Source organism: Halomonas sp. YLGW01, from assembly GCF_014840935.1.
Lineage (GTDB): Bacteria > Pseudomonadota > Gammaproteobacteria > Pseudomonadales > Halomonadaceae > Onishia.
Genome location: NZ_CP062005.1, coordinates 3,312,733 through 3,331,520 on the forward strand (window position 1 = coordinate 3,312,733; position 18,788 = coordinate 3,331,520).

The 18,788-nt window shown below is 66.2% G+C and carries 15 protein-coding genes and 1 pseudogene; 11 read left to right on the plus strand and 5 right to left on the minus strand.

Annotated features, from left to right (window positions below):
* Positions 1 to 115 precede the first annotated feature (115 nt).
* Positions 116 to 1,120: a helix-turn-helix domain-containing protein gene (locus IEJ03_RS15135; RefSeq protein ID WP_192035622.1), complete on the minus strand. Its 1,005-nt coding sequence runs from the start codon at positions 1,118 to 1,120 to the stop codon at positions 116 to 118.
* Between the two features lie 192 nt (positions 1,121 to 1,312).
* Between IEJ03_RS15135 and IEJ03_RS15140 the strand changes: the two genes are divergently transcribed.
* From IEJ03_RS15140 to IEJ03_RS15160, 5 genes and pseudogenes are all read left to right on the plus strand, one after another.
* Positions 1,313 to 2,440: a TauD/TfdA family dioxygenase gene (locus IEJ03_RS15140; RefSeq protein WP_192035623.1), complete on the plus strand. Its 1,128-nt coding sequence runs from the start codon at positions 1,313 to 1,315 to the stop codon at positions 2,438 to 2,440.
* Positions 2,437 to 3,024, plus strand: coding sequence for an HD domain-containing protein (locus IEJ03_RS15145; RefSeq protein ID WP_192035624.1), 588 nt, complete (start codon positions 2,437 to 2,439; stop codon positions 3,022 to 3,024). The genes IEJ03_RS15140 and IEJ03_RS15145 overlap by 4 nt, the downstream gene beginning before the upstream one ends.
* 98 nt (positions 3,025 to 3,122) lie before the next feature.
* Complete coding sequence (locus IEJ03_RS15150; RefSeq protein ID WP_192035625.1) at positions 3,123 to 4,064, plus strand: ABC transporter substrate-binding protein; 942 nt, start codon at positions 3,123 to 3,125, stop codon at positions 4,062 to 4,064.
* A 71-nt stretch (positions 4,065 to 4,135) separates the two neighbouring features.
* A complete protein-coding gene (locus tag IEJ03_RS15155; RefSeq protein WP_192035626.1) occupies positions 4,136 to 5,335 on the plus strand; it encodes a pyridoxal phosphate-dependent aminotransferase in 1,200 nt (399 codons plus the stop codon).
* Positions 5,336 to 5,342: 7 nt separating this feature from the next.
* A pseudogene (locus tag IEJ03_RS15160) lies at positions 5,343 to 5,807 on the plus strand (ATP-binding cassette domain-containing protein); the annotation flags it as partial.
* A gap of 68 nt (positions 5,808 to 5,875) precedes the next feature.
* Here the strand turns inward: IEJ03_RS15160 and IEJ03_RS15165 are convergent.
* A complete protein-coding gene (locus IEJ03_RS15165) occupies positions 5,876 to 6,772 on the minus strand; it encodes a GlxA family transcriptional regulator (protein WP_242458126.1) in 897 nt (298 codons plus the stop codon).
* 340 nt (positions 6,773 to 7,112) lie between these two features.
* Between IEJ03_RS15165 and IEJ03_RS15170 the strand changes: the two genes are divergently transcribed.
* The 3 genes from IEJ03_RS15170 to iadA are packed head-to-tail and all read left to right on the plus strand — an operon-like array spanning position 7,113 to position 11,847.
* On the plus strand, positions 7,113 to 7,967 hold the full coding sequence (locus IEJ03_RS15170; RefSeq protein ID WP_192035628.1) for a cyanophycinase: 855 nt from the start codon (positions 7,113 to 7,115) through the stop codon (positions 7,965 to 7,967).
* Positions 7,964 to 10,678 (plus strand): cyanophycin synthetase, encoded by a 2,715-nt coding sequence (cphA, locus tag IEJ03_RS15175; RefSeq protein WP_192035629.1) that lies wholly within the window; start codon positions 7,964 to 7,966, stop codon positions 10,676 to 10,678. The genes IEJ03_RS15170 and cphA overlap by 4 nt, the downstream gene beginning before the upstream one ends.
* Positions 10,672 to 11,847, plus strand: coding sequence for a beta-aspartyl-peptidase (gene iadA, locus IEJ03_RS15180; protein WP_192035630.1), 1,176 nt, complete (start codon positions 10,672 to 10,674; stop codon positions 11,845 to 11,847). The genes cphA and iadA overlap by 7 nt, the downstream gene beginning before the upstream one ends.
* Positions 11,848 to 11,890: 43 nt before the next feature.
* On the opposite strand, the gene IEJ03_RS15185 is transcribed toward iadA, so the two are convergent.
* From IEJ03_RS15185 to IEJ03_RS15195, 3 genes are all read right to left on the minus strand, one after another.
* Positions 11,891 to 12,652, minus strand: coding sequence for a sulfite exporter TauE/SafE family protein (locus tag IEJ03_RS15185; protein WP_192035631.1), 762 nt, complete (start codon positions 12,650 to 12,652; stop codon positions 11,891 to 11,893).
* Positions 12,653 to 12,925: 273 nt separating this feature from the next.
* The gene (locus tag IEJ03_RS15190; RefSeq protein WP_192035632.1) at positions 12,926 to 13,891 is read right to left on the minus strand and encodes an ABC transporter substrate-binding protein; all 966 of its coding nucleotides are present in this window, start codon (positions 13,889 to 13,891) and stop codon (positions 12,926 to 12,928) included.
* A gap of 110 nt (positions 13,892 to 14,001) precedes the next feature.
* Positions 14,002 to 15,027 carry a LysR family transcriptional regulator gene (locus IEJ03_RS15195; RefSeq protein WP_192035633.1) on the minus strand — a complete coding sequence of 342 codons (1,026 nt, stop codon included), beginning with the start codon at positions 15,025 to 15,027 and terminating at the stop codon, positions 14,002 to 14,004.
* Between the two features lie 196 nt (positions 15,028 to 15,223).
* On the opposite strand from IEJ03_RS15195, the gene IEJ03_RS15200 reads away from it, so the two are divergent.
* From IEJ03_RS15200 to betB, 3 genes are read left to right on the plus strand one after another with little or no spacing between them, the layout of a single operon-like run.
* A complete protein-coding gene (locus IEJ03_RS15200) occupies positions 15,224 to 16,456 on the plus strand; it encodes a TauD/TfdA family dioxygenase (RefSeq protein ID WP_192035634.1) in 1,233 nt (410 codons plus the stop codon).
* 31 nt (positions 16,457 to 16,487) lie between these two features.
* Positions 16,488 to 17,222: an SDR family NAD(P)-dependent oxidoreductase gene (locus IEJ03_RS15205; protein ID WP_202884382.1), complete on the plus strand. Its 735-nt coding sequence runs from the start codon at positions 16,488 to 16,490 to the stop codon at positions 17,220 to 17,222.
* Positions 17,223 to 17,241: 19 nt separating this feature from the next.
* The gene (betB, locus tag IEJ03_RS15210; RefSeq protein ID WP_192035635.1) at positions 17,242 to 18,750 is read left to right on the plus strand and encodes a betaine-aldehyde dehydrogenase; all 1,509 of its coding nucleotides are present in this window, start codon (positions 17,242 to 17,244) and stop codon (positions 18,748 to 18,750) included.
* The last annotated feature ends 38 nt before the right edge of the window (positions 18,751 to 18,788 follow it).

The window sequence follows — 18,788 nt, forward strand, 5'->3', positions numbered from 1 at the left end:
TTGAATGGACGGAACCTCAAGTGTGAGATACCAGCCGCCCTTTGGTTTACATAATGCGACATTTAAAACACAAAAGGCGACAGGTTGTGCTCGAAGGCGCCAGCAGAAGCATGGCTCAGCCCGGTCCCCGGGCGGCGGTCTGGCTAGGTGTCTCGCTGAAACGTGCGCGATAGGCGCGAGAAAAGTGCGTCAGCTGCTGGAAACCGGTGGCCATCGCCGCCTCGGTGACGCGGCAATGGCTGCCGGCGAGCAGACGTTGCGCCCGGTCCAGACGCATGCCCAGGTAGCACTGCTTGGGCGTCTCGCCGAAGTGAGCCAGAAACAACCGCGCCAGCTGGCGCTGCGACTGCCCCACCATCCTGCAGATCTCGGGAATCGGCAGCGCCTGGGCCAGGTTGGCCTCCATCACCGCCAGGCTCTTGACCACGCTGCGCGGCAGTCCCGCATAGCGCACCTGGCGTTCATCGTCGGACGATGTGTCATGGCGATGGTGCACCAGCTGGCGCCCCACGGCGTCGGCCAGCGCCGGGCCATAATCCCGGGCGATGCGATCCAGCATCATGTCGATGCCGGCGGTACCCCCGGCGCCGGTCTGTCGCGTGGCATCGGCTTCGAAGCGCTCGCGGCTGACGCGCAGCGTCGGAAACTCTCGACGAAAGGCCGGCACGCTTTCCCAGTGCAGCGCCACCCGATGCCCCTCCAGCACCCCCGCCCGCGCCAGGATGAAGGGCGCGGTATCCAAGCCGCCCAACCACCCACCATGGGTCGCCAGGCGGCGCAGCACGGCCCGTTCCTGAGCCGTCACCACCGCCTCCGCCTCGTAGGACGACACCACCATCAGGTGGGCATCGTCAGGCACCGAGGCCAAGTCTCCATTCACCTCGATGCATACCCCGTTACTGGCTACCACGCCCTCGCCATCCATCGAGCGCAGTCGCCAGGCGAAGAGGTTGCGACCGAAACGGTTGGATACGCGCAGCGGCTCCAGCATGCAGAACAGGGTCAGCATCGAGAACTTGGGGACCAGCCAGACGTCCAGAGTCTGCTCGGCCTGCTCGGGCGACAGCAGCGGCGGCGAATCCGGACGCGGATAGGGCCAAGCCTCAGAGTAGTCATTCATATTGACTAAAAATATCAACCTTATGGCTATTTTAGTTCAATTCTATGTCTCGTCTGCCGCTAGGGTAAAGCAGGTCGCGTCATCGGTGCCGCTGGCCACGGACCTCTTGACGCCTCAGAGCACCTGCCACAGCACATCGCCCGAGGGGCCTGTCAGGAACGGGCTCTCAGCATTACCCGGAGATTCACCGCCATGATCCCAAGCGCCAAGGCAAGGCTGTCCGCCGACGGACAGCGCCTGCTCCTCGACATCGATACCCAGCCCCGCGAGTTCGCGGCCCTATGGCTGCGAGAACGGGCGCCCGATGCCGAGACGCTGGACCCCCTCACCGGCCAGCGCCTGATCGAGGCCGCCGAACTGCCGCTCGACCTGGCCCTGGAGAGCGCCGAGCTGTCCGGAGACGCCCTCGCCCTACGCTTCAGCGATGGTCATCGCGTTCACTTCCCGCTGGACGAGCTGCTCGGTGCCAATGCCGAAGACCTCGTCGCCCCGGGCCGCCTCCTGTGGGATGCCCACCAAGCCAAACCGCAACATGCCGACTTCGCCGCCGCCATCGACGACGATGCCGCCCTGCTCGAGATGCTCGAGGGGCTGCATCGCGACGGCTTCGTCGTGGTCTCCGGCGTACCCGCCGAGGAGGACGGCATGCAGTCGCTGATGGAGCGTGTCGGGCCGCTGCGCCGCACCAACTGGGGCGGCATTGCCGACGTCAAGTCGGTGGCCAACGCCTACGACCTGACCATGACCCAGCGCGGCCTGGAACCGCATACCGACAACCCGTATCGCGACCCGATTCCCGGCTATATCTGGCTGCACTGCCTGACCAATGCCGCCGACGGCGGCGACAGCACCCTGGCCGACGGCTATCGGGCAGCCCAGCTGCTCCGCGAGCGCGACCCGGCGGCCTTCGACTGCCTGACCCGGGTATCGCCTGCCTTCCGCTACCGCGACGAGACCACCTGGCTGGAGAGCGAGGGGCCGCTGATCGAACTCGACAGCCAGGGACGCATCTTCCGCGTGCGCTACAGCAACCGCACCGAGCGCGTCGAGGCACTGCCCGCCGAGGAACTGGCCCAGTACTACGCCGCACGTCAGGCCTTCTACCAGCTGATCACCTCCGACGAGCTGACCCTGAACCTCAAGCTCGACCCGGGGCAGATGCTGATCATGGATAACTACCGCCTGCTGCACGGCCGTCGCGCCTTCGAGCTGGGCGGCGGCGTGCGCCACCTGCGCCAGGGCTACGTGGATCGCGACAGTACCGCCAGCCGCCGCCGGGTGCTGCGCCAGCAGCTGGGCAACGCCGAGGAGGCCGCATGATACAGGCCCGCTTCCGTCATTTCGGTGAGGCCCGCCACGACGAATGGGCGCTGATCGATGACCGCTTTCGCGACTACGTGGCCGATGCCCCGCGGCGGGTGCTCGAGCATCTGCATCGCCTGGCCGGCGATACCCACGGCTATCCGGTGGATCGCTTTGAACACTGCCTGCAGACCGCCACCCGAGCCCTGCGCGACGGCGCCGACGAGGAGATGGTGGTCTGCGCCCTGCTGCATGACATCGGCGATGACCTGTCGCCGGCCAACCATGCCGAGATCGCGGCCGGCATCCTCGAGCCATTCATCGACCCGCTGAACACCTGGATGATTCGCCACCACGAACTCTTCCAGGGCTATCACTACCGCCATTTCTTCGGGCTGGATCGCCACGCACGCGAGCAGTTCTCGGACCATCCGGCCTATGAGCGCACGGTGCGCTTCTGCGACGACTGGGATCAGGCCAGCTTCGACCCCGACTACGACACCCTGCCGCTTGAGCACTTCGTGCCGATGGTAGAGCGCGTGCTGCGCCGGGCCCCCTTCGGCGGCCTGCCGCCGATTCAGGAGGCGAAAACCGGCACCTGACCGCTGCCAGGCAAGCGATCCCCCTGAAACCCAGATAGCTCGATCCTCCAGGGGCCGGCCAATGCCGGCCCCCAACAACGATAAGGAGACGTCCTCGCATGAAGACGCACCCCAAGACCCTGACCCTGTCCCTGATTGCCGGCCTGACCCTGGCCGGCCCCGCCCTCGCCACCGACCGCGACGATGGCCTGCGTCTAGTCGTACCGCCCTGGCCGGGGGTGACCGTGAAGAGCGAGATCCTCGCCCAGCTCATCGAGCCGCTCGGCTACAGCGCTGAAGCCCTGGAAGTCAGCTCCACGGTGGGCTACAGCACGCTGCAGAGCGGCGACAGCGATGCCTTCCTGGCCGGCTGGATGCCCGCCCAGCAGGAGAGCTACGACGCCGCCATGGCGGCCGGCGCCATCGTCGACCTGGGCAACAACGTCAACGGCGCCCGCATGGGCTTCGCGGTGCCCGGCTACGTCGCCGAGGCCGGCATCACCAACGCCGAACAGCTCGCCGACCCCGAGGTGGCCGAGCGCTTCGATCGCCGCATCTACAGCATCGAGAGCGGCTCCACGGTCACCGACATGATCGACGGTGCCATCGAGTCCGACACCCACGGCCTCAAGGACTGGGAGCTCAAGGCCTCGTCCACGCCCGGCATGCTCGCCGAGGTGAGGGCGGCCGTGGCGGAAGAGCAGTGGATTCTCTTCTACGGCTGGACCCCGCACTGGATGGTGCCGGAATACGACGTGCACATCCTCGATGATGCGGCGGATATCTTCGGTGCCGACAGCGGCCGCAGCGACGTCAAGACCATCGTTGCCACCGACTACGCCGAGGCCAACCCCAACCTGACTCGCCTGCTCGATCAGTTCGTGCTCTCCGCCGACGATCAGAGCGACTTCATCCGTGCCTACAGCCTGGAGGAGCGCGAGCTCGAGGACGTCGCCCACGACTGGCTGACCGCCCACCCCGAGCGCGTAGCCGCCTTCCTCGAGGGCGTCGAGACCCGCGATGGCAAGGATGCCCTGTCGGCGGTACAGGCCAGCCTGTAAGCGGTGACGGCCGTCGCCTGACGGCTGCTCATACCGATAACGACATCCACGGATAAACAAGCGAGATCGAAATGCGATTCTCCCAACTGACCGAGCGTATCGCCGGCGAGGGCGCCGCGGCCTGGGACATCCACTATCGCGCCCTGGCGCGCCAGGCCGCCGGCGAGGACATCACCGTGCTCTCGGTGGGCGACCCGGACTTCGCTACCCCCGCCCCGATCGTCGAGAGTGCGGTGGAAAGCCTGCGGGGCGGCGCCACCCACTATCCCGATGTCCATGGCAAGCTGGCCCTGCGCCAGGCCATCGCCGAGCGCTACCGGGCCCGGGACGTGGCGGCCACGCCGGAGCGGCTGATCGTGATGGCCGGCGCCCAGTGCGGCCTCTACGCCGCCGCCCAGTGCCTGCTCGATCCCGAGGACGAGGTGATCGTCCCCGAGCCGAGCTACGTCACCTACGAGGCGGTGCTGCGTTCCACCGGCGCGCGCATGGTGCGCACTCCGCTGCGCGGCGACGCCAATTTCCGCCTGGATGTCGCCGACCTCGAGGCGGCGATCACGCCGCGCACCCGGGCGATCATGCTCAACAGCCCCCACAACCCGACCGGCCAGCTGATCGATGCCGCCTCCTGGGCCGCCATCGCCGAGCTGTGCCGGCGCCACGACCTGTGGCTGATCTCCGACGAGGTCTACGCCGAGCTGATCTTCGAGGGCGAGCATGTCTGCGCCGCCAGCCTGCCCGGCATGGCCGAGCGGACCGTGGTGGTCGACAGCCTCTCCAAGTCCCACGCCATGACCGGCTGGCGACTGGGCTGGGTGCTCGGCCCCCAGGCCCTGATCGAGCATATGGCCAACCTGGCGCTGTGCATGCTCTATGGCTGCCCGGACTTCATCCAGGACGCGGCCCGGGATGCCCTCACCCGGGAGTTGCCCGAGCGTGACGTGATGCGCGAGACCTACCGGGCCCGCCGCGACGCCGTCTGCTCAGCCCTGGCCGACTGCCCGGCCGTCGACGTCATCCGCCCGGCCGCGGGCATGTTCCTGATGCTCGACGTGCGCGCCACCGGGCTGTCCTCCCAGGCCTTCGCCGACCGCCTGCTCGACGAGGAAGGGGTATCGGTGCTGTCGGGGGAAGCCTTCGGTCCCTCCGCCACCGGCTTCGTGCGCCTGAGCCTGACCGTCGACGAGGATCGTCTGCACGCAGCCTGCCGGCGTCTCACGCGTTGTGCCGAAGCGGCCCGAGCCGATGCCTCCGCCCTTTCCACCGCCGAGTGATTCGCCTATGCCATCATCATTCACCGCCCCTTCATCGTCCCCTCACTCCCCGGCGGTAGCCGCCCGCCACCTCGTCAAGCGCTACGGCGATCTCGAGGTCCTGCGTGACGTGTCCCTCGAGGTTCCCGAGGGCAGCGTCACCTCCATCATCGGCTCCAGCGGCTCCGGCAAGAGCACCCTGCTGCGCTGCCTCAACCTGCTCGAGCGTCCCGACCAAGGCGAGCTGGCGATTGCGGCTGAGGCCATCCGCTTCGACCGCAATCCCCAGGGCGACATCGTCGGCCTCGACAGGCGCCAGCTGCAGCGGCTGCGTGCCAAGGTCAGCATGGTCTTCCAGCAGTTCAATCTCTGGCCCCATTTCACGGTGCTTGGCAACGTCACCGAGGCACCGATGCGCGTCCAGGGCCTGTCACGGCGCCGGGCCACCGAATGCGCCGAGCACTACCTGGAGCGGGTCGGCGAAGCCGCGATAAACGCAGCCCCGTCGAGAGACCGTCCCGTCCACGCCGACGGCAGTGATGCTGGAGAGGGGCTGCCCATTCACCCCTCCCGCACCTGGCGCGGCGCCTGGCCGAACTGCCGGCGGAAGGCCCGCGAGAAGCTGGAGGCGCTGGTGAAGCCGCAGGCCAGCCCCACCGAGAGGATATCCAGGTCGGTCTCGGCCAGCAGCTGACGGGCACGCTCGAGGCGCAGTCGCAGGTACCACTGGCGGGGTGTGGCGCCCAGCTCCTGCTCGAAGAGCCGCTGCAGCTGGCGGGATGAAATACCGCAGCGCTCGGCCACCGCCGCAAGCGAAAGCGGCGTTTCCAGATGGCGCTCCATCAGCGCCACGGCGTCGACCAAGTGGCGACGGTGGGTGCCCAGGCGTCGCGCCAGGGTCATGCGCTGCTGATCGCGGCGGGTCCGCATGCGCTCATGGATCAGCTGCTCCGAGACGTCGATGGCCAGCCCCTGGCCATGCTGGCGGGTAATCACCTCCAGCGCCATGTCCATGGCCGCCGCGCCTCCCGCACAGGAAAAGCGACGCCGGCCGAGCTCGAACAGCTCATCGCTGGTGGCGATCGACGGAAAGCGCTCGCGAAACGCGGGCAGGCTCTCCCAGTGCAGGGTCACCCGCTCCCCTTTCAGCAAGCCGGCCGCGGCCAGCACGAAACAGCCGGTATCCAGCCCCCCGAGCACGCAGCCGGCCTGATCCATGCGATTCAGCCAGCGCGTGATGGCGCGGCTCTGGTGCGCCTCGGGATCGAAGCCGCTGCAGACCGCCAGTGACGGCAGATGATGGACGGCCTCGATGGACTGATCGACGAGCAGCGTCATGCCGTTGGAGGCGGTCACCGGGCTGCCGTCCTCGCTGATCAGCGTCCAGTCGAAGAGCGGCCGCCCGCTGATGCGATTGGCGATACGCAGCGGCTCCACCGCCGAGAAGAAGGCCATCATCGAGAAGCGCGGCAGCAGCAGGAAACCGATTCGCTCGGTGGTGGTGCTTGAGCGAGTGGTGTTCGAGAGAGTGGTGCTTGAGAGAGCGGAGCGCATGGAGACAGGTCTGGTTGGGAGACGGGGCGAGCGAGCAGGCCAATCATGATGACCGCCCGCCTCGGGAGGGGCAAACCGTCGAAAGGTGTGTGACGCCTCACGATGGCTATTATGAATGAAGGACTCGGCTGCACGCACAACGCCGCGCGGCCCCTCATTCGCGCGGATACCGCTTCCGGGCTTCTTGCTACGGGCTTCTTGCTTCCGGGCTTTCTCAAAAGCGTCGCTGGGCGACGACAGGGCCATGACCTCTACGCTCGACACGACATCCGGCCACCTGGTGGCCATCGGGGGTGGCGAGGACAGAACCTCCGATCTCGACATTTTGACCCGGGTGTTCGCGCTGGCACCGGCGGACAACCACGAGGTCGCGGTCATCGCCACGGCGAGCGGCATCCCCGATCAGGTCCTCCCCGACTACGAGGCGGCCTTCACCCGCCTGGGAGCGAGCCGTATCCATTCGCTGGATATCCAGGACCGCCAACAGGCGGCCGACCCCGACATGGTGCGCCTGATCGAGCAAAGCGGCGTCATCTTCTTCACCGGCGGCGACCAGCTGCGCCTGACCCATGTGATGGGCGGCTCGGCCACGCTGCAGGCCATCCGCGAACGCCTGGCGGCCGGGGCCGTGGTGGCCGGCACCAGTGCCGGCGCCGCCGCCATGCCCGGCACCATGATCTACAACGGCGCCGCCGCGGATGCCCTGCGCAAGGGGGCGGTCAACATGACCTTCGGCCTGGGGCTGGTCGAGGGACTGATCATCGACAGTCACTTCCTCGAGCGCGGCCGCTTCACCCGCCTGATGGAGGTCGGGGCGAGCAATCCCGAACACCTGGGCGTGGGTATCGGCGAGGATGCCGCCGTGATCATTCACCCCCACGGCATTCTCCAGGCCATCGGCTCGGGGCATGTCATCATCATCGACAGCCGCGACCTCGCCAGCTCCAACATCGCCGAACTGTCGATGGGGGAGCCGGTGGCCGTCGAGCACATGATCCTGCATGCCATGGTCAGCGGCCACGGCTTCGATATCGAGGCGCGGCGCTATCTCGTCGCCGACGATCTCAACGCCCTGCTGGTGCGAGATGAGCCGAGATGAAGATTCTCGAGCACCGGGCGCTGCGGGGCCCCAACTACTACAGCCGCTACCCGACCATCTTCATGCGCCTGGACATCGGTGAGCTCGAGCAGCGCCCCAGCGATACCGTCCCCGGCATCGTCGAGCGCCTCAGCGAACTGCTGCCGAGCCTGCAGGAGCATCGTTGCTCGCTTGGCCGCCCCGGTGGCTTTCTCGAGCGCCTGGCACGCGGCACCTGGGCCGGTCATGTGGTCGAGCATGTGGCGATCGAGCTGCAGAACCTGATCGGTTTCTCGGTGGGCTACGGCAAGACCATCGACAGCTACGAGGCCGGCGTCTACAACGTCGTCTATCGCTATCGGGACGAGGCCTCCGGCCTCGCCGCCGGGGTCGAGGCGGTCGAGCTGGTTCGCCGCCTGTTCCACGGCCTCGAGACCGACGTGCCGGCGATCATCGCCCGCCTCAAGGCGGTGCGCGACGCGCACATGCTGGGCCCCTCCACCGCCGCGATCATCGCCGCCGCCGAGCGTCGCGGCATTCCCTTCCTGCGCCTTAGCGACGACAGCAGCTTCCTTCAGCTGGGCCATGGCCACCGCCAGCGGCGGATTCAGGCGACGGTGACCTGCCAGACGGACCTGATCGGCTACAGCATCGCCGACGACAAGCAGTGGACCAAGCAGCTGCTCGGCGATGCCGGGATTCCGGTGCCCCGGGGCGAGGTCTGCTCCTGCGCCGATGACGCCCTCGAGGTCGCACGACGCTTGGCCTACCCCCTCGCGGTGAAGCCGCTGATCGGCAACCATGGTCGCGGGGTGAGCACCAACGTCGAGGACGACCAGGCCCTGCGCGACGCCTTCGACATCGCCGCTCGCCGCCATCCCTCGGTGATCGTCGAGCAATACATCAAGGGCGAGGATCACCGCCTGCTGGTCATCGACGGCCAGCTGATGGCCGCCGCCCGGCGCCATCCGGCCCATGTGATCGGCGATGGCCTCGCCACGCTTGAGGCGCTGATCGCCCGGGAGAACGCCGACCCGCGCCGCGGCGTCGGCCACGAGAACCTGCTCACCCAGATCAACATGGACGAGCAGTCGCAGCGGATGATCGGCCAGCAGTGCCTGACCCTCGAGAGCGTGATTGCCAAGGACGAGATCGTCTACCTGAAGCCCACGGCGAACCTGAGCACCGGGGGCACGGCCACCGACGTGACCGATGATGTCCACCCGGAGGTGCGCTACACGGCGGAGCGCATCGCACGACTCATCGGGCTCGACATCATCGGCATCGACCTGCTGGCCGAGACCCTGAGTCGCCCCCTCGAGGCACAATCCGCCGCCGTGGTCGAGGTCAACGCCGGGCCCGGTTTCCGCATGCACCTGTCGCCTACCCACGGCCAGGGCCGGGATGTCGGCCAGCCGGTCATCGACATGCTGTTTCCGGACAGCGACAGCGATGCCCGCATCCCCATCGTCGCGATCACCGGCACCAACGGCAAGACGACCACGGTGCGCCTGCTCTCGCATCTTCTGCGTCAGGCGGGCCGCAAGGTGGGCATGGCCTGCACCGGCACCATCGAGATCGACAGCCATATCATCATGCGCGGCGACTACAGCGGCCCCCAGGCCGCGTCGATCGTGCTGCGCGAACCGACGGTCGAGTGCGCCGTGCTCGAGGTGGCCCGCGGCGGCATCATGCGCCGCGGGCTCGGGTTCGATGCCTGCGACGTGGGCGTGCTGCTCAACATCGCAAGTGACCACCTCGGCGAGCATGACCTTCAGACCCTCGACGAGCTGGCGCGCTGCAAGACGGTGGTGATCGACGCCGTGCGCCCCGGGGGAACCGCCGTGCTCAATGCCGATGACCCTCGGGTGCTGGCCGCTCAGGAGTGGGCCCGGGGCGACAGCATCCTCTTCACCCTGAACCCGGACTCACGCGCCATCCGTCAGCATGTCCATGAGCAGGGGGTGGCCTTCACCGTCCACCACGACGGCCTGGTAATGCGTCAGGGCCGCGTCGAGGCCGAGATCATCCCCGTCGCCGAGGTGCCGATCACCTTCGAGGGCCACGCCCGCTTCAACGTCGCCAATGCCCTGGCGGCCAGCGCCGCCGCCTACGCCCTGGGGCTGTCGCTGGCCGACATCCGTCTGGGCCTTAATACCTTTCACCCGACGCCCGGACAGAACCCCGGACGCACCAACCTAATCGAGGTCGACGGCCTGAAGGTGCTGATCGACTACGGGCACAACGTGCCGGCCCTCGACGCCCTGGCCGAACTGGTCAGCGCGCTGCCGGCCGAGCGACGCATCGGCGTGGCCAGTGCCCCGGGCAATCGCCGCGATGAGGATCTCGTCGCCCTGGGCGAACGGCTGGCCGGGATGCTCGACGTCATCGTCATCTGCGAGACCGACCCCCGCGGCCGCCCCCACGGCGAAGCCGCCGGTCTGCTGCGGGACGGTGCCGCCTCGCGGTCGGGGGCCTGTCGAACCGAGTACATCATGGACGAGCAGCAGGCCGTCGACCGGGCCTTCGCGGAGGCCAGCGACGGTGATCTGCTGGTGCTGCTGATCGATGATGTCACGGGGACCCTCGAGCGCCTCAAGGAACGTCTCAAGGAGCCTCCCAAAGAGCCCCCCAAGGAAAGTATCAAGGCACGCGGCACCGCGCCGAGCGGCTCGCCCGCCGAGCCACAGGACGCAAGCGACCTCGCCTCGCGAGGTGACCGCCCATGCTGACCGGCCATCCCCCGGAGTCAGAGCTGCTGACCCTGCTGCGCGTGGGCCGCATCCAGGCCCCCGAGCGCCTCGAGGCCACCAACATCCTGATCGCCGGCGGCCGTATCGCGGCGCTCGGGCGCGACCTGGACGTGCCGACGGGCTGGCCGGTGCGGGTGGTGGAGGCCCCGGACCTGATCGCCGTGCCCGCCTTCATCGACCAGCACGTGCACGTGACCGGCGGTGGCGGCGAGGGGGGCGGCGGATCACGCTGCCCGGAGATCACCGCCCAGGAGATCGCGGCCATGGGTATCGGCACCGTGGTGGGGGTGCTGGGCACCGACGGCATCAGCCGCTCGCCGGCGGACCTGCTGGCCAAGGTGCGCGACCTGCGCGCCGAGGGGATCGCCGCCTACATGTACACCGGATCCTATCGCGTGCCGCCGCCGACTCTCACCGGCGACCTGCAACGCGACCTGGCCTGGATCCCCGAGGTCATCGGCCTGGGGGAGATCGCGATCTCGGATCACCGCTCGAGCCAGCCCCGCCAGGACGAGCTCGAGCGGCTGGTCAGCGAGGTCCGGGTCGGCGCCATGCTGGCCGGCAAGCGCGGCATCTGCCACTTCCATGTCGGCGACGGCCCGCGGGGGCTTGAGCCACTGCGCCGGCTGCTCACCGACACGGAGATTCCCGCCGAGCAGGTGATTCCCACCCATGTGAACCGCCACCGCGCCCTCCTCGAGGAGGCCGCCGACTATGCGCTGACCTTCAATGCCTGCGTGGATGTGACCGCCTTCGACGACGCCGACGAGGACGACCTGAGCGGCTTCGGTGCGGTGGCGTGGTTGCTTGCGCGCGGCGTGCCGGTCGAGCGCATCACCCTGAGCTCCGACTGCAATGGCAGCCTGCCCGAGTTCGATGCCCAGGGTGGCTACCTCGGCATGCGGGTGGCGCGCAACGCCACCCTGATCGCCGACTGGCAACGCCTGGTGCACGAGCAGGTACTGACACTCGATCAGGCCCTGGGCCTGATCTCGGGGAATGTGGCTCGGGTGCTGGGGCTGCACGAGCACAAGGGCCGCCTGGCCGTGGGCTTCGATGCCGACGTGACCCTGCTCGACAGCGCCCTCACGCCGCAGCAGACCTACGTGACGGGGCGCTGTGTCTATTCCCAAGATTCACCGCGCTAGAAGGTTCAACACGCTAGGTAGTTGGCTTCGCAGGCCACGCCCTTCAGCTCAGCAGCCGCTCGAGGCCGAGCCAGGCCAGGCGCAGCGACAGCAGGGTGAGCACCCCTTTGAAGATCCCGTCGAAGTGCGCCTCGCTGAGCCGCTTGAGCAGGCGAAGGCCCAGCCAGGTGCCGGCGAGCCCCGCGCCGATCATCGCCGCCATCAGCCAGAGCCAGTCGTGGAAGACGAAGCCGGCCACCCCGAACACGAAGGCCTTGGTGAGATGCTGAAGGCTCATGCAGGCGGAGAAGGTCGCCACCCGCGCCATGCGCTCGGGCTGGGCATGCTTGATGAAGGCGCCGACCAGCGGACCGCTGGCGCCGATCAGGCTCGAGAGCAGGGTGGTCACGGCGCCGGCCAGCAGGGTGCCGGTGCGCCCCAGCACCCGGGCCGGCGGCGACGGCCCCCAGCAGGAGAACAGCACGAAGCCGGCGATGGCGAGCTCCAGCACGCCCGCCGGCAGCCGCACCAGCAGCCAGGCGGCGAGCAGGGCACCGAGCACCACCCCCGGCAGGAAGGATACGATCACGCGTCGATCGATATGCCGCCAGGTGAGGCTCGCCCGGCCGGCATTGGAGCCCAGCTGCACCATGCCATGTACCGGGATCAGGGCCGCGGCCGGCATCACCTGGGCCATGGCGATGATCAGCAGGGTGCCGCCGCCGATGCCGGCACTCGCCGAGAGCATCGAGGTCAGTATCGACAGGGCCACCAGGCCCAGGTTGAGCCAGGCGGGCAGAGGAGAGAGCAGATCGAGCAGGGGCATGGGCGCCGTCCGGTGGCCAAGGGCGCTTCACTATAGCAAGACACGACGCCGGCTCGAGCACTGCGCCCGCAGCTGAAAACGGAGGATGTCGCCGCGCCGCCCTGCTTCCGCCATCCTGCTCGCCGTATCGGCCGAGCTGGCACAGCGCCAGAACAACTACAACGGCGTCAGATGAGGGATCTGAAGGGATTCATCCGGGCCTCTTGGCAATTGGCCGGGACCACCTATGCCCAAGCAGGCTCCAGATGAACACCCTTCCGAGAGAGATCGCTGTCAGGCGTCAGAGAAATCGAGGGCATGTTGAAGCACGGGCCAAGCCGGTTCTCCCTCGCGGGTGGTCACTCCATCGACAAACTCCTGAATGCGCTCGGGGTGCTGGCGAATCCACGCCTGCGCTACGTCTTCAGGATCCCGCCCCTCATGGCTGTACCCTCGAATCATGGCACTCTGATCATCGGCCGTGAAGGCCAACTGCTCGAGTAGCTGCCTGGCATTGGGATGCGACTCGGCAAAGGCTGGGTTGAGCAGGGTACGGATTTCGGTGTGCCCACCGTTGGCGCCCCACATACCCTGAGGGTCATCCAAGTAAACCATGTCATATTCGACGTTCATCCAGTGCGGCGTCCAGGCATGAAAGACGACCCACTCCTGCTCCTCGATGGCATGCTCAACGGCGCTTAGCATGCCGGGTGTGGACGTCTCGCTCAGGGACCAGTCACCGAGGCCGTAGGTATCGTTATCCAGTTCCCGATGCAGTATATCGCTCGCACCTGAGCCCACTTCAATGGAATAGATCCTGCTATCGAAACGGGCGGCATCAGCGTCCAGATCCTCAGTCGAGGTGACGCCGGCTTCAGCCACATAACGCGGAACGGCAAGGCCGATACGCCCCCCTTCAACGTTACTCCCAATATCCAGCAGCGTGCCTCGTTCAACATGCTTGTCGTAAATGCTTTGTTGGTTTGGCAGCCAGCCCGCCAAAAAGACATCTACGTCACCGAGTCGCAGGGCCTCGTAAGTAATGGCCACGGAGACTTCCTGTTGGCTCGTTTGATACCCCAGGTTATCCAGCAGAGTCGATACGACAGCTGTCTTGACGGTTACACCAGGCCAAGGTGGCACGGAGAACCTGACATCGGCACTCTCCGATGCCATCGATGACGGCGTCATCAAGAATGATGAAATGGCCAATGTAGAAGCGGCCATGCAAGAAGGCAGAAAAACACGCGATTCTTTCACACAAACTCCTCAGTGGTAATAATTCGAGTAAAACGTTTGCCTCGCGGATTGCTATGATGGTTTACGCGAAACGTCGGTGATGTCATGTAGCGAACAGCGCCACTTCTTCTTCACTCCCATTCACTCCCAGAGCCCCTCAGCGGCTCTTGGAAAGACGCAACGAGCCAGTCACGAAATTTTTTCGCCTCTCGCGAGAGCGAGTGACCGGGACGTGTCAGCAGGAAGAGCCCCTCCTCCACTGTTAAACGCAACTGAAAAGGGGCAACCAGGCGACCGCTATCAAGGAGACCCTGAAATTGCGGTAAACGCCCCAGCGTCACGCCACGCCCATTTTCGGCGATGGTCGCCGCCACCATCTCGCTGTCCAACTGAAGGGTATTGAGCTCCTTCAGCTTCCCGGCAGCATGGCTCTCAAGCCAGTCAGGCCACCCTCGTTCATAGCCGAATACATGCAACAGCGGATACTGGTGCAATAGCCCAATCGCATCGTCGTCGAACGACTCTCCACATAACTCCGGTGCCACCATCGGTGTCACCACATCATGGGACAGGCGCTCGCTGTTATAGCCGGCCCAGCTGCCGAGACCATGGCGTATCTCGAGTTCGGCAGTCATCGATTCATTATCTGCCGGCCATACACCCGTGATGATGCGTAACGGTATCTCCGGGTGAGCGCATTGAAACTCATGCAGCCGCGGTGCCAGCCACAGACTCGCCAGCGATGCCGGAAAGCGAACCGTCAACGGCGGCCGCTGGCTGTGGAAGAGATCGCCGACGCCGAGTTCCAGCATATCCAGCGCGCCTGTCACGCTGGGGAGCAAGGCCGCACCTGCATCGGTCAACAAGATCCCGCCATGGACACGCTGAAAGAGCGCATCCCCGAGCCAGTCCTCCAGCAACCTGACGTGCTGACTGATCGCCGAAGGGGTCAGCGCCAGCTCGTCGGCAGCGGCCGTGAAACTCAGCAACCTGGCCGACGCTTCGAAGGTACGAAGCCAGGTGAGAGAGGGTAGTGACCGGTGCAATTTTGTATCCCTCTTTTCAAGATTAAAAAGACTTAATAGCGACCGTACTTCTTCATGTTTCCTGCCCAGAAAGACAGCTGATGATGGCTGAATCACCTCGACAGCTGACACCAGGACGGTCACCAGTATAGAAGAGTAAAGCGAGGAAAAGTCATGCCATATACCACGATAAATTTTCCCCTCCAGGGGGAAAATTTATCGTTTGTTGAGGACCGCCCCCCTCCCTAGGATTTCTGCATTCGACGGCTCTGGCCCAGCCACATGTGTGAGCCGTAGTTCCTGTCAACGAATCATGGAGCCCCGATGCATGAATGAGCAGATCCTGGAAGCAGCCACGCCAACTGCCCAATGTCACCACACCGTGACCGCTCTAGAACGGCGTGATCGCGACCTGGTCGTGCATTGGGCGGATGGCCACGCGAGTCGCTTCAATGTCCTGTGGCTACGTGACAACTGCAGCAGCGGCGGCGACAAGCTCTCCGCAATCCGCAGCTTCAGCCTCGACAGGGTGGACCCGGAACTGAGCATCGCCGATGCCAAGGTCACAGCCGAGGGCGACATCGAGCTCACCTGGTCCCCCGAGCCCCACCGCTCGACATTCTCGTCCACCTGGCTTCGGTCACACTGCTACGAGCCATCGAGCCGCCAGGCGCGCAAGCGTCGCCCCGAGCTGTGGAACCGCACGGAGCGGCAACACGACTGGCCCAGGGTGGACTTCGATACCGTCCGCGCCAGTCAAGCGGGACACCTCGCCCTGCTGGAATCCGTGGCCGACTATGGCTTCGTCCTGGTGGACAGCGTCCCGGCCACTGCCGAGGGCACCGAAGAGCTCGCCAGCTATATCGCCTATATCCGCGAGACCGACTTCGGGCGCATCTTCGACATCGTCTCGGAGCCTAACGTCTGGGACCTTTCACAGTCCGAACAGGCACTGCACCCGCATACGGATGACCCCTACCGCTATTCGCCCCCGGGGATCAGCATGCTGCACTGCCTGCAGGCGAGTGAATCCGACGGAGGCATCTCCCAGATCGTGGACGGCTTCGCGGTCTGTGAGGCGCTGCGTCACCAAGATCCTGCCGCTTTCGAGCTACTCGCCACCACCCCGATGCCGTTCGTGCGCTACCGGGAGGACCCGGTTCCCCAGGGCGCCGATGTCCACCTGCGCGCCCTGGCGCCGATCATCAAGCTGGATCGTGACGGGGAGGTCTGTGGTTTCCGCTTTCACGAGCGCTCCATCGCGCCGCTCGACATCGCCCCCACGGCCATGGATGACGTCTACCGTGCCCTGATCAAGCTCGCCACCCTCGTCTACAGCGAGGAGTTCATGGTCAGCCGCCAGCTCGCCCCGGGGCAGGCGATCGTCTTCGACAATCAGCGCGTGCTGCATGGCCGCACGGGCTTCGAGGGCCTGACCCAGCGCCGTCATATGCGCATCTGCACGACGGACCGTGACCAGTTCCATAGCCGGCTGCGGCTCCTGCTTTCCCGGGAAGGCCGCGAGGGCGCCCACTTCGAGCTGCCCAATGGTGCGGTCTGAACCGTCTCACCAACCTCTCGGGAGGCCCTCTATGATGCGCGAACACCCCGTGGCCATCGTCACGGGCGGCGCGGGCGGTATCGGCCTGGAAATTGCTCGTGGCCTGCTGGCCCATGGACATACCGTCTACCTCACGTCTCGCGATGCGGAAGCCGCCAAATGTGCCTCCGCTACGCTCGTCGCCGAAATGCCGGCGGGCACTCCGCTACCCTATGCCCTCGATGTGACGGACCACGAGGGCCTCGCCGACCTGATCGAGCTGCTGACGCAGCGTCACGGGCGATTGGATGTGCTGGTCAACAATGCCGGGATCTATCTCGAGGCCCCCCATCGACAACCGGCCCGACCCACGCTGGCCCTGGAGCAGCCGGTGGCGATGGTGCGTGAGAGCCTGGACACCAATCTGCTCGGCGCCTATCGCCTGACCCAGCTCGTCGTGCCCCTGATGCAACGCCAGCAATTCGGCCGGGTGGTCAATGTATCGAGCGGGTCCGGGCAGCTGGCCGACATGGGCGGTGGCGACGTCGGCTACCGACTGTCCAAGGCCGCTCTCAACGCCATGACGCGCGTCTTTGCCGCGGAGCTCGCCGACAGCGGCATCCTGGTCAATGCCATGTGTCCCGGTTGGGTCCAATCCGATGTCGGCGGCCCGGCGGCGCCCCTGACGCCCGCCGAGGGCGCGGATACCGCTATCTGGCTAGCCACTCTGCCCGAAGACGGCCCGACCGGTGGCTTCTTTCGCCATCGCGCCCCCATCGCCTGGTAACCAAAAGGAGTACTGCTACATGTCCTACCAAGAATCGCTACCCGGAAAGTACGGCGCAGATACCACCCTGCCCCTGCAACGGCTGCATATCGCCGGCCGCTACGTGGATGCCTCTAGCCAGGAGGTCTTCGACACGGTCAATCCGGCCACCAACGAGGTGATCTGTCAGGTACAGCAGGCTGGCGAGGCCGATGTAAACCACGCCGTCGCAGCGGCGCAGGAAGCCTTCAAGACCTGGTCGCGCACCCCCGCCGTGGAACGGGGCAACATCCTGCGCCGAGCGGCCCAGCTCCTGCGCGAACGCAACGACGAGCTGGCGGAGCTCGAGACGCTGGACACGGGCAAGCCGATTCAGGAGACCCGTGAGGTCGATATCATCACCGGCGCCGAGGTGCTGGAATACTATGCCGGCCTGGCCCAGTCCCTGCACGGCGATCATATCGACCTGCCGCCCGAGGCCTTCGCCATGATGCGCCGTGAACCCCTCGGGGTCTGCGCCGGCATCGGGGCATGGAACTATCCGATCCAGATCGCCATGTGGAAGGCTGGGCCGGCGCTGGCTTGTGGCAACACCATGGTGTTCAAGCCAGCGGAGCTCACTCCGCTGACGACCCTCAAGCTGGCGGAAATCTTCGCCGAGGCGGGACTGCCGGCCGGCGTTTTCAATGTGGTGCAAGGCGATGGCCGCACCGGGCAACTGCTGAGCCGCCACCCCGGGGTAGCCAAGGTCACGCTCACCGGCGAGGCCGAGACCGGCAAGCTGGTCATGGCCGATGCCGCCACCAGCAGTCTCAAGCACGTGACCTTCGAGCTGGGCGGAAAATCGCCGCTGATCATCTTCGATGACGCCGACATGGAGAGCGCCGTCAACGCCGCCCTGTTCGCCAACTTTTTTTCTGCCGGCGAGGTCTGTTCCAACGGCACCCGCGTCTTCGTCCAGCGGGGCATCTACGACGCCTTCGTCGCCCAGTTGCGCCCGCGGGTCGAGCAGATGCGCATCGGCGACCCCTTCGACCCGGAGACTCAGGTCGGCGCTCTGATCAGCCGCAGTCACCTGGACAAGGTGATGAGCTATATCGAAGACGCCAACGCCGGTGAGGCGGTACACGTGGTCGGCGGCGAGCGGCTGACGGACGGTCCGCTCGGGCGTGGTAATTTCGTGATGCCGGCGATCTACGCCGACTGTCGCGACGACATGCGCTTCGTGCGCGAGGAAATCTTCGGGCCGGTGATGGCGGTGTTGCCCTTCGACGACGAGGCAGAAGTGCTCGAACGCGCCAATGACACCCGCTATGGGCTGTCAGGAGCCGTCTTCACCCAGGACTTCGCGCGGGCACATCGCGTGGCCCACGAGATCCAGGCCGGCTCGGTGTGGATCAACGACTACAACGCCCTGCCGCCCGAGATCCCCTTCGGTGGGTACAAGCACTCCGGCCTCGGTCGCGAGAATGGCTTGCAAGCCATCGAAACCTACACCCAGATCAAGACGATCTACGCCAACCTCGGCAAAGTGCCCCGTGTCTACTGACCTTGCCCAGGCCGGCAGCCACGCTGTCGGCCATCTTT

Excerpts from the sequence above, each read along its gene's own strand:
- betB (WP_192035635.1), top strand. The coding sequence starts at position 17,242 with ATGTCCTACCAAGAATCGCTACCCGGAAAGTACGGCGCAGATACCACC.
- IEJ03_RS15150 (WP_192035625.1), top strand. The coding sequence starts at position 3,123 with ATGAAGACGCACCCCAAGACCCTGACCCTGTCCCTGATTGCCGGCCTG.
- IEJ03_RS15185 (WP_192035631.1), bottom strand. The coding sequence starts at position 12,652 with ATGCCCCTGCTCGATCTGCTCTCTCCTCTGCCCGCCTGGCTCAACCTG.
- IEJ03_RS15135 (WP_192035622.1), bottom strand. The coding sequence starts at position 1,120 with ATGAATGACTACTCTGAGGCTTGGCCCTATCCGCGTCCGGATTCGCCG.
- IEJ03_RS15165 (WP_242458126.1), bottom strand. The coding sequence starts at position 6,772 with ATGATGGCCTTCTTCTCGGCGGTGGAGCCGCTGCGTATCGCCAATCGC.
- IEJ03_RS15145 (WP_192035624.1), top strand. The coding sequence starts at position 2,437 with ATGATACAGGCCCGCTTCCGTCATTTCGGTGAGGCCCGCCACGACGAA.
- IEJ03_RS15200 (WP_192035634.1), top strand. The coding sequence starts at position 15,224 with ATGAATGAGCAGATCCTGGAAGCAGCCACGCCAACTGCCCAATGTCAC.
- IEJ03_RS15170 (WP_192035628.1), top strand. The coding sequence starts at position 7,113 with ATGACCTCTACGCTCGACACGACATCCGGCCACCTGGTGGCCATCGGG.
- IEJ03_RS15205 (WP_202884382.1), top strand. The coding sequence starts at position 16,488 with ATGATGCGCGAACACCCCGTGGCCATCGTCACGGGCGGCGCGGGCGGT.
- IEJ03_RS15155 (WP_192035626.1), top strand. The coding sequence starts at position 4,136 with ATGCGATTCTCCCAACTGACCGAGCGTATCGCCGGCGAGGGCGCCGCG.
- IEJ03_RS15140 (WP_192035623.1), top strand. The coding sequence starts at position 1,313 with ATGATCCCAAGCGCCAAGGCAAGGCTGTCCGCCGACGGACAGCGCCTG.
- iadA (WP_192035630.1), top strand. The coding sequence starts at position 10,672 with ATGCTGACCGGCCATCCCCCGGAGTCAGAGCTGCTGACCCTGCTGCGC.
- cphA (WP_192035629.1), top strand. The coding sequence starts at position 7,964 with ATGAAGATTCTCGAGCACCGGGCGCTGCGGGGCCCCAACTACTACAGC.